The organism is Streptomyces muensis, assembly GCF_021474425.1.
In the GTDB taxonomy this organism is placed as follows: domain Bacteria; phylum Actinomycetota; class Actinomycetes; order Streptomycetales; family Streptomycetaceae; genus Streptomyces; species Streptomyces muensis.
Genome location: NZ_JAKEIP010000289.1, coordinates 1 through 9,802 on the forward strand (window position 1 = coordinate 1; position 9,802 = coordinate 9,802).

At 73.1% G+C, this 9,802-nt stretch carries 11 protein-coding genes; 6 read left to right on the forward strand and 5 right to left on the reverse strand.

Annotated features, from left to right (window positions below):
* Nucleotides 1-771 (reverse strand): ATP-binding protein (locus tag L0P92_RS37890; RefSeq protein WP_234767632.1); only part of this gene is annotated, 771 nt, incomplete at its 3' end.
* Nucleotides 772-1,014: 243 nt separating this feature from the next.
* Between L0P92_RS37890 and L0P92_RS37895 the strand changes: the two genes are divergently transcribed.
* Both L0P92_RS37895 and L0P92_RS37900 read left to right on the forward strand, forming a co-directional pair.
* A complete protein-coding gene (locus L0P92_RS37895; RefSeq protein ID WP_234767633.1) occupies nucleotides 1,015-2,544 on the forward strand; it encodes an FAD-dependent monooxygenase in 1,530 nt (509 codons plus the stop codon).
* Between the two features lie 45 nt (nucleotides 2,545-2,589).
* Entirely contained in the window at nucleotides 2,590-3,066 is a 477-nt protein-coding gene (locus L0P92_RS37900) for a hypothetical protein (protein WP_234767634.1), read from the forward strand.
* Between the two features lie 9 nt (nucleotides 3,067-3,075).
* On the opposite strand, the gene L0P92_RS37905 is transcribed toward L0P92_RS37900, so the two are convergent.
* Complete coding sequence (locus L0P92_RS37905; RefSeq protein ID WP_217212654.1) at nucleotides 3,076-3,438, reverse strand: ArsR/SmtB family transcription factor; 363 nt, start codon at nucleotides 3,436-3,438, stop codon at nucleotides 3,076-3,078.
* 154 nt (nucleotides 3,439-3,592) lie between these two features.
* On the opposite strand from L0P92_RS37905, the gene L0P92_RS37910 reads away from it, so the two are divergent.
* Together L0P92_RS37910 and L0P92_RS37915 are read left to right on the forward strand one after the other, a co-directional pair.
* A complete protein-coding gene (locus L0P92_RS37910) occupies nucleotides 3,593-5,083 on the forward strand; it encodes an AlkA N-terminal domain-containing protein (RefSeq protein ID WP_273634141.1) in 1,491 nt (496 codons plus the stop codon).
* Between the two features lie 18 nt (nucleotides 5,084-5,101).
* The gene (locus tag L0P92_RS37915) at nucleotides 5,102-5,584 is read left to right on the forward strand and encodes a methylated-DNA--[protein]-cysteine S-methyltransferase (protein WP_234767635.1); all 483 of its coding nucleotides are present in this window, start codon (nucleotides 5,102-5,104) and stop codon (nucleotides 5,582-5,584) included.
* A gap of 30 nt (nucleotides 5,585-5,614) precedes the next feature.
* Here L0P92_RS37915 and L0P92_RS37920 read toward each other — a convergent pair whose 3' ends face one another.
* Nucleotides 5,615-6,340 (reverse strand): SIR2 family NAD-dependent protein deacylase, encoded by a 726-nt coding sequence (locus tag L0P92_RS37920; protein WP_234767636.1) that lies wholly within the window; start codon nucleotides 6,338-6,340, stop codon nucleotides 5,615-5,617.
* 77 nt (nucleotides 6,341-6,417) lie between these two features.
* Between L0P92_RS37920 and L0P92_RS37925 the strand changes: the two genes are divergently transcribed.
* Nucleotides 6,418-6,618, forward strand: a complete 201-nt coding sequence (locus L0P92_RS37925) for a type II toxin-antitoxin system VapB family antitoxin (protein WP_234767638.1) — start codon at nucleotides 6,418-6,420, stop codon at nucleotides 6,616-6,618.
* 11 nt (nucleotides 6,619-6,629) lie between these two features.
* Here L0P92_RS37925 and L0P92_RS37930 read toward each other — a convergent pair whose 3' ends face one another.
* Complete coding sequence (locus L0P92_RS37930) at nucleotides 6,630-7,124, reverse strand: NUDIX domain-containing protein (protein ID WP_234767639.1); 495 nt, start codon at nucleotides 7,122-7,124, stop codon at nucleotides 6,630-6,632.
* A gap of 56 nt (nucleotides 7,125-7,180) precedes the next feature.
* Entirely contained in the window at nucleotides 7,181-8,290 is a 1,110-nt protein-coding gene (locus L0P92_RS37935; protein WP_234767641.1) for an ADP-ribosylglycohydrolase family protein, read from the reverse strand.
* A 213-nt stretch (nucleotides 8,291-8,503) separates the two neighbouring features.
* Between L0P92_RS37935 and L0P92_RS37940 the strand changes: the two genes are divergently transcribed.
* Complete coding sequence (locus L0P92_RS37940) at nucleotides 8,504-9,622, forward strand: glycerate kinase (RefSeq protein ID WP_234767644.1); 1,119 nt, start codon at nucleotides 8,504-8,506, stop codon at nucleotides 9,620-9,622.
* The last annotated feature ends 180 nt before the right edge of the window (nucleotides 9,623-9,802 follow it).

Below are 9,802 nucleotides of genomic sequence, written 5' to 3' on the forward strand. Positions count from 1 at the left end.
GGCGGGAAGGGCGAGCAGGCTCTCCTGCTGTGCCGCCGCGTCGGCCGTGTCGAGGACGCGGCGCAGGGTCACCATGCCGGGCGCGGCGTCCGCGGCGAAGCCCACCCGCAGGGAGAGCGTCGAACTGTCGGGGGTCTCCTGCTCGACCGCCGCCGTCATGCACGCGCAGATCATCCGGCTCATGTCATGGGCGACGGCGAGGTCGTCGGCCGGCACACCGGTCCGCCCGCCGGCGGCGGAGGCCAGCAGCAGCTCGCGCAGCAGTCCCTCCCAGTGCTGTTGCGCCGCCCAGTACAGGGTGTACGGCACGTCGTACAACGCCACCGACACGGTCGGACCCGACGGAGCCACGGTCTCCCACGCGGACGTCGGCGGCGCCGGGACCTCGGGCCACAGCTCGAACCAGACCGTCTTGTGCCCTCCGCCGCTGTGCACGCCATGGCTGGTGGCCAGTTCCTCCACCAGCGTCAGCCCTCTGCCCGTGCAGGCGTACGGATGACGGTCGTGCGGCACCAGCCCCTGGCCCGGCCGGTGATCGGCCACCTGCACATGCGCCCGGCCCTCCACCGCCCAGGCCCGCACCTCGGTCTCGGTACGCGCGTGGATCACGGCGTTGGTCACCAGCTCGCCGGTCAGCAGCTCGGCGACATCGACCAGATCCGGCGTGGCCCCGCCCAGCGCCGACCGCACGAAACGCCGGGCCACCGCGGCGTTCTCCGGCGCCGGGGCCAGGCGCCGGGATGCCGCCCAGGGAGGCGTGGGGCTGCCCATGCGTCCCGGTGTGCCCAGAAAAGTCGACCTGAAAAGAGGGCTCCCGGGCCGCACCGGCCGGAATTCCCGGTCGCGCCGCCGACACCGGCGGCCACGCCCCCACCCGGATGCCGAGGGCGTTCCAGCTCGTCCTGGACCTCCTGGACCGCGACGAGATCGGCGAGGAGACTGTCCGGGAAGGTTCGCGTTCCTCCGTGATCTGGTCGAAGGGATCGCGGAGCGTCCGGATCGCGTCGGAGACCGATGACACCACCCCTGGACGTCCTGGTCGTGGGCGCCGGCCCCACGGGGCTCGCCCTCGCCGCTCAACTGCGCGCCCACGCAGCCCGGTTCAGGATCGTCGACCGCTCCCTCGACCGGGTGCGCGAGTCCCGGGCGCTCGGCATCCAGCCGCGCACCCTGGAGGCGCTGGCGGGCTTCGGCGTGACCGACCGGCTCGTGGACCTGGGCAATCCCGCGATGCGGCTCCGGCTGCACCTGGCCCGGCGCACGACGACGGTACGGCTGTTCGACATCGGGGTGACCGACACCCCGTACCCCTTCCTGCTGTTCCTCTCGCAGGCCGAGACGGAGAGCGTGCTCGGCGAGCATCTGAGCGCGCGGGGCGTCACGGTCGAGCGGGGCACCGAGCTGGTCCGGGCGGAGCGGCGGGGGCCGGGCGTGGTCTGCCGGCTGCGCGGCCGGGACGGCGCGGAGGAGGTCGTGACGGCGCGTCATGTCGTCGGCTGCGACGGCGCCCACAGCACGGTGCGCGCCCAGGCGGGCATCGGCTTCGAGGGCTACGCCTATCCCCGGACGTATGTGCTGGCCGACCTGGACGTGGGCGGGCTGGAGCCCGGCGCCGTGCACTCGTACATGACCCGGGGCGGGGTGCTGATCTTCTTCCCGCTGGGCTCGCCCGCGCCCTGGCGGATGCTGGCCGTGCGGCCCTCCGACGCCCCGGACGGCGAGGTGACGTTGCCGCTGCTGAGACGGATCGCCGACCGGTACGGCGCGGACGGGTCCGCCCTGCGGGATCCCGTCTGGATGACCGACTTCCGGCTGCACAACCGCGGCGCCGGCCACTACCGTTCCGGCCCCTTCTTCCTGGCAGGCGACGCGGCCCACATCCACAGCCCGGCCGGGGCACAGGGCATGAACACCGGCATCCAGGACGCCCTCAACCTGGGCTGGAAACTCGCCCTGGTGTGCCGGGGCGCCGCACCGGAGGAACTGCTGGAGACCTACGGAAGCGAACGTCTCCCGGTCGGCCACGCCGTACGCCGCTTCACCGACCGCGCGTTCGTCATCGGCACCAGCCCTCACCCCGTCCTCCGCTTCGCCCGCGAGCGACTCGTCCCGCGGCTCGCCCCGCTCGCGATGCGCGCGAAGGCACCCCGCCGACGGATCTTCCGCACCGTCTCCGAACTCGGCATCCACTACCGCGGCAGCCCCCTCTCGACTACGGCCACCCGACCGCCCCGCCACGGCCCGAGGGCCGGGGACCGTCTGCCCGATCTGCCGCACGGCCTCCAGGCACGGATCGCCGCCCCCGGCTGGCACCTGCTCCTGACCGGACCCTCGCACCTGTGGCCCGACGAGCGGCTCGCCCCGCTCCTGGCAGGCAGGGCCGACCTGCTCACCGTGCACCGCCTCGGCGACCAGGGTCCCTGGCCGGACGTCGCCCAGGGCCTCGTACGGCCCGACGGCCACCTCGGATACGTCGCACGCGGCGCCGACCTGGCCGGACTGCGGGCCTACGTCGCCCACTGGCTGAACGGCACCCGGCGCTGATCCGTACCCCCTCTCGTGCACCCACCGTCACACCGAGGAAGCTTCGTGCAGTCACACCGAGGACGCGTCGGCCGCGGCGCCCGTACCGCGACGGCGACCGGCACTCTGGCCCTTCTGCTCCTGGCCACCGCCTGCGGCGGAGGTGAGGGGGAGGACGCCGCCGCGAAGAGCAGCCCCACGAACGTCGCCGCCACCGTGGCCGGCGTGGTGGCACCGGCGAAGGTCGAGGTGATCGCCGACCTGACCGGCTGCAAGGTCAAGATCCGGACCGAGGCGGACGAACTGCGCGAGGGGGTCTGCCACACCCGGCAGGGCGACTACCTCATCACGACGTTCCCGCAGGAGAAGCTCAAGCTCACCTGGCTGGACGCGGCCGCCGTCTACGGCGGCGAGTACCTCGTCGGCACCCGCTGGGTGGTCAGCGCGAAACCGGAGTTGCTGGAGCGGCTCCGGCCTCGACTCGGCGGAAAGATCCAGCAGTTGCGGGGCGTGGGACCGACCCCGGGCCCGACGGCGTCGTGACGACAGGCCTCACTCGGCCGCGTCGCTGATGCCCAGCCGCAGATGCTCCACGTGGTACACGGCCTGGTCGAGCAGCTCGGCGACATGGTGGTCGTGCAGCGCGTACACCACCGAACGGCCGCGCCGCTCACCCACCACCAGGCCGAGGTTGCGCAGCAGCCGCAGCTGATGCGAGCAGGCGGACTGCTCCATGCCCACCTCGGCCGCGAGCTCCGTGGCCGGCAGCGGCCCTTCGCGCAGCCGCGCCAGGATCAGCAGCCGGGAGGGGGTGGAGAGGGCCTGGAGGGTGGTGGCCACCTTGGCCACGTTGGCCGCGTCCAGACGTACGCGCTCCGGGGCGTCCTGCGCGGTGGTGACGGCTCCATGACCCATGCGGGTATCTTACTCATCGCACGCGAACACATGAATGATTCTTCATGTCCCGTGCTACAGGCTCCGTGGCGCGATCCGGCAGCTCCCAGCACACACGAGGTCGATGTCGGATTCTCGCCAGCCCTCAAGGCCGTACGTCGTCGATGCTGGACTCATGCAGAAGGGGATGCACACCGACACCGAGCGCTGCGTGCGCGCCGTCCAGTCCAAGGACGCCCGTTTCGACGGCTGGTTCTTCACGGCGGTCGTGACGACCGGGATCTACTGCCGGCCCAGCTGCCCGGTGGTCCCGCCCAAGCCGGAGAACATGCGGTTCCACCCGAGCGCCGCCGCCTGCCAGCAGGCCGGGTTCCGGGCCTGCAAGCGCTGCCGCCCGGACACCAGCCCCGGCTCCCCGGAGTGGAACCAGCGCGCCGACCTCGTGGCCCGCGCCATGCGCCTGATCGCCGACGGCGTCGTGGACCGCGAGGGCGTACCCGGCCTCGCCGCCCGCCTCGGCTACAGCACCCGGCAGATCGAACGCCAGCTCCTCGCCGAACTCGGCGCAGGACCGCTCGCCCTGGCCCGCGCCCAGCGCGCCCAGGCGGCCCGCCTCCTCATCGAGACGACACCGCTGCCCATGGCCGACATCGCCTTCGCGGCCGGTTTCGCCTCCATCCGCACCTTCAACGACACCGTCCGCGAGGTCTTCGCCCTCGCCCCGACCGACCTGCGCGCCCGCGCACCCCGCAGCACCCCAGGAACCCCGCCGAACACCGCGGGCGCCCTCACCCTCCGCCTCCCGTTCCGCGCCCCCCTCAACCCCGACAACCTCTTCGGCCACCTCGCCGCGACCGCCGTGCCCGGCGTCGAGGAATGGCGAGACGGCGCCTACCGGCGCACGCTCAGGCTGCCGTACGGCCACGGCCTCGTGTCCCTGTCACCCCAGCCCGACCACATCGCCTGCCGCCTCACCCTCAGCGACCTGCGTGATCTGACCGTCGCGATCAGCCGGTGCCGCCGGATGCTCGACCTGGACGCCGACCCGGTGGCGATCGACGACCAGTTGCGCACGGATCCGCTGCTCGCGCCCCTGGTCGACAAGGCGCCGGGCCGCCGCGTCCCGCGCACCGTCGACGAGCCGGAGTTCGCCGTACGGGCCGTGCTCGGCCAGCAGGTCTCCACGGCCGCCGCCCGCACCCACGCGGCCCGCCTGGTCACCGCCCACGGCGAGCGGGTCGACGACCCCGAGGGCGGCCTCACCCACCTCTTCCCGTCCCCCGAGGCACTGGCCTGCGTGAACCCGGACGCACTGGCGATGCCCCGCACCCGCCGCACCACGTTCACCACCCTGGTGCGCCAACTCGCCGACGGCGAGGTCCGTCTGGGCCCGGACAGCGACTGGCCCGAGACCCGGGCCGGGCTGTTGGAGCTGCCGGGCTTCGGCCCCTGGACCGTCGACGTCATCGCGATGCGCGCCCTCGGCGACCCCGACGCCTTCCTCCCCACCGACCTCGGAATCCGCCGTGCCGCCCAGGAACTGGGCCTCCCGTCGACACCCGCGGCCCTCACGGCCCGCGCGGCCGCCTGGCGGCCCTGGCGGGCGTACGCCGTCCAGTACCTCTGGGCGACGGACAGCCACCCGATCAACTTCCTCCCCGTGTAAGCACGTTAGGAACACCTGATGAAACAGCACACCGTGATCGACAGCCCCTACGGCCCGCTCACCCTCGTCGCCGACGACGGCGTCCTGTGCGGTCTCTACATGACCGAGCAGCGCCACCGCCCGCACGAGGAGACCTTCGGCACCCGCGACGACTCCCTCTTCGACGAGGCCACGGACCAGCTGGAGGCCTACTTCGAAGGCGAGTTGAAGGACTTCACCCTCGAACTACGCCTCCTCGGCACCCCGTTCCAGCGCCGCGTCTGGGAGCAACTGCGCAGGATCCCCTACGGCGAGACCCGTTCCTACGGCCAACTCGCCGACGCCCTCGGCAACTCCGGCGCCTCCCGCGCGGTGGGCCTCGCCAACGGAAGGAACCCGATCGGCATCATCGTCCCCTGCCACCGCGTCGTCGGAGCGAACGGCAGCCTCACCGGATACGGCGGCGGCCTGGAGCGCAAGCAGCGCCTGCTGGACTTCGAGAGCGGAACCGCCCTGTTCTAACCGTGCACAACGACCCTCCCGGCCGGCGGCCTACCCGGCGAGTTCACGCAGCAGCCGCGGCAGCGCGGTGCCGATGGGTTCGCGTACGACGTCGTCGGCGCGGTCGTCGTACGGCGTCGGCTCGGCGTTGACGATGACCAGCCGGGCGCCGTGGTCGGCGGCGACGCCCGCGAGGCCGGCGGCGGGCTGCACCTGGAGGCTGGAGCCGACGGCGAAGAAGACCTGGCAGGCCTTGGTGATCGCGACCGCCTCACCCAGCACCACCGGATCGAGCCGCTCGCCGAACATCACCGTCGCGGACTTCAGGATCCCGCCGCACTCCAGGCACGGCGGATCCTCCTCACCGGCCTCCACGCGGGCGAGGGCGTCCTCCATCGGCCCGCGCGCATGGCACTTCGTGCAGAGCACACTGCGCGCGCTGCCGTGCAGTTCGAGCACCTTGCGGGCGGGCATCCCGGCCAGCTGGTGCAGCCCGTCCACGTTCTGTGTGATCACCCGCACCGGCACCCCGGCCCGCTCCAGCTCGGCCACCGCACGATGCGCCGCGTTCGGCTCGGCCTTCAGCGTGCGGTTCTTGCGCCGCATCTGCCAGGAGCGCCGCCGGATCTCCGGATCACCCATGTAGTACTCGTACGTCACGAGCTTCTCGGCCTCGGGGTCGCGCCGCCACAGTCCGTTCGGGCCGCGGTAGTCGGGGATCCCGGAGTCGGTCGAGATACCGGCGCCGCTGAGCACGGCGACGAGGGGCTTGGTCATGCTGCCGAGGGTAGGACGGCGCCGTTCGGGCGGCGAATGGATATTCGAGCGGCCCGGTGAGGTGCTAGCGTCCCGGCATGGCCAAGGTCACCGTGTCGCTCGATGCCGAACTCGTCGTGGAAGTCATGGTCCTCGCTGGGGTGGGCAGCCCGCAGGACGCCGTGGAGCTCGTCGTCCGCGACTACATCGCCCGCGGCCACCGCACCGAGGCCCGGGTCGCCGAACGCGACGACGCGCTGCGCGCGGTGGACGCCAAGCCCCGGGATCCCGAGGGCTGACCGCGCCCGGGTCAGCCCACCCGGTGACCGTTCTCCAGCTCCACCGTCCCGCCGCCGTCCGCGAGGACGTCCAGAGCGGCCAGCACCCGGCGGCCCAGGGCCCCCGGCAGATGACCGCCGATCTCCTCCCGCGGAACGAGCCGCCAGGACAGCAGTTCCTCCTCCTGCAACCGGATCGCCTTCAGTTCGTCCTCGCCGAGGACCCCACCGTCGTACAGATACGCCACCAGCGGCGGCCGCCCCGCCCCGTGCACCCAGTCCACCGCGAGCAGCCGGCCCAGCGCCACGTCCAGACCGATTTCCTCGGCCGTCTCACGACGCGCGCCCTGGCGGGGTGTCTCGCCGTCGTCGGACTCGATCGTGCCGCCCGGAAGCGCCCAGCCCTCACGGTAGTTGGGCTCCACGAGCAGCACCCGGCCCTCGGCGTCACGGAAGAGAGCGGCGGCACCGGCGAGGACACGGGGGAGCGAGGCGATGTACGCGGCGAAGTCCGGCGTGGAGGTCATGGACGAAGCCTAGCCAGCCCGCGCAACCGAGCCGCCGGCACCGATCAAGCCGCCACTCAGACCTCTGCCGCTGTCTCTGCTCCTGTCTCTGCCTCTGCCTGAGCCTCCGCCAGCCGCATCGTCCGCTCCGCCAGCTCGCTGATCCGCGCCCCGTCGAACCCGAACACCGCACTGCGGACCGTGTTCTCCAGCGGCTCGGTCCACTGGTCCGGGATCGCCTCCGCCCCGGTCAGCACACCCGCGACCGAGCCGGCCGTCGCCCCGTTGGAGTCGGTGTCCAGGCCGCCGCGGACGGTCAGGGCGATGGTCCGGGTGAAGTCGCCGTCGCCGTACAGGAGCCCGGCGGTGAGCACGGCGGCGTTCGGGATGGTGTGGATCCAGCCGAGCCCGGCGGTCTCCTCGGCGACCGTGGTCAGCGTGTCCTCCCAGGTCATCCGGGTGTCGTGGAGCGAGACGACACGGCGTACGGTACGGGCGAGTCGGCTGCTCGCCGGGATCACGGCGAGTGCCTGGTCGACGGCCTTGCGGACCGTGGGCGCCGTGAACGCCGCCGCGATCAGCGCCGCCGCCCACATCGCGCCGTACACCCCGTTGCCGGTGTGCGACAGCACCGCGTCCCGGCGGGCGAGGGCGGCGGCGCGGCGCGGATCGCCGGGGCAGGTCCAGCCGTAGATGTCGGCGCGGATCAGGGCACCGATCCACTCCTGGTACGGGTTGTCGTACGTGGCGGTCAGCGGCGGTTTCAGCCCGTTCGCGAGGTTGCGGTACGCGGCCCGCTCCGCCGTGAAGGTCTGCAGATACGGCAGCCGCAGCAGCCACAGGTCCCCGACCTGCTCGGTGCTGAAGCCGAAGCCGTGGGTCTCCAGGAGGTCCAGGCCGAGGATCGCGTAGTCCACGTCGTCGTCGCGGCAGCTGCCATGGATACGGCCGCGCACGCACTGCCGCCACTCGGGCCGCAGCTCGAACCCGTCGGCCTCGCTGACCGGCTCGGGAAGGTAGTCGGTGAGGGGCAGGGCGGCGGCCCGCCGCAGATAGCGGTCGATCCGGTCCCGTGTCCACAGGTCGCCCTGCTCGACCGGTTTGCCGAGCATGTTGCCCGCGATCCGGCCCAGCCAGCCTCCGAGGATGCGGTCGGCGAGCTCCGGCTCAGTGCCCACAGGGGTCATAGGACCGGTTTACCCAATTCCGGCGGCGGCCGCTCGGGGTTCGGCGGCTCGCACAGCGGCTTCCCGGCCCGCTCGTACGTTGTTCCCACAGAGTTCTCAGGGTCCGGGCAGCGCATGACGTCACGGGCCTCCTCCGGTTAAGGTCGCAGCGGCGCGACTGGCCTTGGCGTGCGCGAGGCCCGGAGAGCAAGGGGATAACAGGTGACACAGCGCGTGCTCATCGCCGCGGACAAGTTCAAGGGGTCGCTGACGGCCGTGCAGGTCGCCGAGCGGGTGACGGCCGGTCTGCGCCGGGTCGTGCCGGACGTCGAGGTCGAGGCCATGCCCGTCGCGGACGGCGGAGACGGCACCGTGGACGCGGCGGTCGCGGCCGGTTTCGAGCGCCGCGAGGTCCGGGTCGCCGGGCCCCTGGGGGACGAGGTGACGGCGGCGTTCGCGCTGCGCGGCGACACGGCGGTCGTGGAGATGGCGGAGGCCAGCGGGCTCCAGCGGCTGCCCGCGGGCGTCTTCGCGCCGCTCACGGCGTCCACGTACGGCTCCGGCGAGCTGCTGCGTGCCGCGCTGGACGCGGGTGCCCGCAGCATCGTGTTCGGGGTCGGCGGCAGCGCCACGACCGACGGTGGCGCCGGGATGCTGACCGCGCTGGGCGCGCGTTTCCTGGACGCCGACGGGGAGCCGGTGGCGCCGGGCGGCGGCGGGCTGGGCGCCCTGGCCACGGCCGACCTCTCGGGCCTCGACCCGAGGCTCGCGTCCGTCGAACTGGTGCTCGCCAGTGACGTCGACAATCCGCTGACGGGGCCGAAGGGGGCGCCCGCGGTGTACGGCCCGCAGAAGGGGGCCTCGCCGGATGACGTGGAGGCGCTGGACGCCGCGCTCGCGCACTTCGCGAAGGTGCTGGAGGGGTCGTTCGGGCCTGCGGCGGCCGAGCATGCCGCGGCGCCGGGGGCCGGGGCCGCGGGCGGTATCGGGTACGGCGCTCTGCTGATCGGCGCGGGCTTCCGGGCCGGGATCGAGGTCATGCTCGACGTGCTGGGCTTCGCGCCGGCGCTGGAGCGGGCGGATCTCGTCATCACGGGCGAGGGCTCTCTGGACGAGCAGACCCTCCACGGCAAGGCTCCCGCGGGGGTCGCCGCCGCCGCTCGCGCGGCCGGCAAGGAGGTCGTCGCCGTCTGTGGCCGCCTCGCGCTGGCGCCGGAGGCGCTCGGCCGGGCCGGGATCCGGCGCGCGTACCCCCTGACGGAGATCGAGCCGGACGTGGCCAAGTGCATCGCGGACGCGGGCCCGATCCTGGAACGCTCGGCGGAACGCATCGCCCAAGACTTCCTCTCCTGACCAACCTTCCCTCGCCCCCGCCGCCCCTACCCATCCCATCCCTGGGGGCTGCCGCCCCCAGACCCCCGCTGTCGGCCCTCCGGGCCTCGTCCTCAAACGCCGGACGGGCTGAAAATCCAGCCCCTCCGGCGTTTGAGGAGCGGGGTCTGGGGCGGAGCCCCAGAAAGGGGCGCGGGGAAC

What these genes read in the sequence shown, in the direction of transcription:
- L0P92_RS37895 (WP_234767633.1), top strand. Translation starts at nt 1,015, where the DNA reads ATGACACCACCCCTGGACGTCCTGGTCGTGGGCGCCGGCCCCACGGGG.
- L0P92_RS37905 (WP_217212654.1), bottom strand. Translation starts at nt 3,438, where the DNA reads ATGGGTCATGGAGCCGTCACCACCGCGCAGGACGCCCCGGAGCGCGTA.
- L0P92_RS37910 (WP_273634141.1), top strand. Translation starts at nt 3,593, where the DNA reads ATGCAGAAGGGGATGCACACCGACACCGAGCGCTGCGTGCGCGCCGTC.
- L0P92_RS37915 (WP_234767635.1), top strand. Translation starts at nt 5,102, where the DNA reads ATGAAACAGCACACCGTGATCGACAGCCCCTACGGCCCGCTCACCCTC.
- L0P92_RS37920 (WP_234767636.1), bottom strand. Translation starts at nt 6,340, where the DNA reads ATGACCAAGCCCCTCGTCGCCGTGCTCAGCGGCGCCGGTATCTCGACC.
- L0P92_RS37925 (WP_234767638.1), top strand. Translation starts at nt 6,418, where the DNA reads ATGGCCAAGGTCACCGTGTCGCTCGATGCCGAACTCGTCGTGGAAGTC.
- L0P92_RS37930 (WP_234767639.1), bottom strand. Translation starts at nt 7,124, where the DNA reads ATGACCTCCACGCCGGACTTCGCCGCGTACATCGCCTCGCTCCCCCGT.
- L0P92_RS37935 (WP_234767641.1), bottom strand. Translation starts at nt 8,290, where the DNA reads ATGACCCCTGTGGGCACTGAGCCGGAGCTCGCCGACCGCATCCTCGGA.